Source organism: Pseudoflavonifractor capillosus (assembly GCF_016902575.1).
Classification (GTDB): Bacteria; Bacillota; Clostridia; order Oscillospirales; family Oscillospiraceae; genus Enterenecus; species Enterenecus capillosus_A.
On sequence record NZ_JACSNZ010000107.1, the window covers coordinates 1 to 1,267 of the forward strand.

Here is a 1,267-nt window from a genome sequence, read left to right on the forward strand (position 1 = left end):
CCCCCGGCATAGGTTGAGATGTAATTCTTTTGCCGAGGAGGCCTGACCAATGCCAAACACTCCATATTTTCTGGGTGGCAACACCCCTTTGGGCTTTTATTCCCTGTACCATCAGCTCTCAGACCCTGCCCAGTACCAGGCGGTGTACATCTTGAAAGGCGGGGCGGGATGCGGAAAATCCTCCCTCATGCGCCGGGTGGCCCGCCACGCCCAGGCCGCAGGGTATGAGGTGATAGAAATCCCCTGCTCCGGGGACCCGGATTCCCTGGACGCCGTAATCCTTCCACAGCTGGGTGCCGCCGTTGTGGACGGCACCGCCCCCCATGTGGTGGAGCCCGCCTGCGCCGGGGTGGTGGAGCGGTATGTGGATTTGAGCCGCTTCTACAACTGGAAGGAGCTGCAGCCCCTGAAAGAAGATATCGTTTCCGCCGGGAAGGGCTGTTCTGCCTGCTATAAGCGGGTGTACCGCTGTCTGGGGGCAGCCGGGGAACTGCTGGAGGATATCCACGACCGGGTGTCCTCCGACCTGCTCACCCAGAAGCTGGCCCGTCGGGCCCGGGGCATCATCGCCCGGGAGTTGAAACCCACCGCCGCCTCAGCCGGGGAGGAATTTCAAGGCTTCATCTCCGCTGTGACCCACAAGGGCAGCATCACTTTGTGGGAGACGGTGGAAAGCCAGGCCCAGCGGGTGTATGAGCTGTGGGACAGCTACGGCCTGGCCCACGATCTGCTGGCCCCCATTCTCGCCGCCGGTCTGGCCACCGGCCACAAGGTGGTGGCCTGCCCCGATCCCATGGCTCCCCACCGCTTGGCCCACCTCATTTTCCCCCAGCTTTCCCTGGCCTTTGTCACTTCCAACTCCCACACCCCCTGGCCCCACCACCCCTACCGCCGCCTGCGGCTGGATGCCATGGTGGACCGGGAGGTATACCGTGCCAGCCGCCCCCGGCTGCGCTTTGCCCAGAAGGTGGCTCAGGCCCTGGTGGAGCAGGCCGTGGACGGGCTGCGTCAGGCCAAAGCCACCCACGACCAACTGGAAGGCTACTACAACCCCCATGTGGACTTTGAGGGCGTATACCAGACCGCAGACCAGGTGGCAGAGGAGATCCTCGCCCTACCTCTCTGAGCCAAAAATACAAAAATTCGCGTCCTCCTCCCTGAACCGCCCCCCGTCAAGTAGACAAAGAAAAAAATAATAGAATCACAGCGCTGCGGCGCTGTGGCAACCGCAGATTTTGGACGGCAGCGATTGCTGCCAACCAGAATC

Annotated in this window: 1 protein-coding gene; it reads left to right on the forward strand. The window is 62.4% G+C overall.

Features of this window, described 5'->3' with window-relative positions; all coding sequences use genetic code 11:
- The first annotated feature begins 49 nt into the window (after positions 1-49).
- The gene (locus H9X86_RS12060; protein ID WP_243416961.1) at positions 50-1,126 is read left to right on the forward strand and encodes a hypothetical protein; all 1,077 of its coding nucleotides are present in this window, start codon (positions 50-52) and stop codon (positions 1,124-1,126) included.
- The last annotated feature ends 141 nt before the right edge of the window (positions 1,127-1,267 follow it).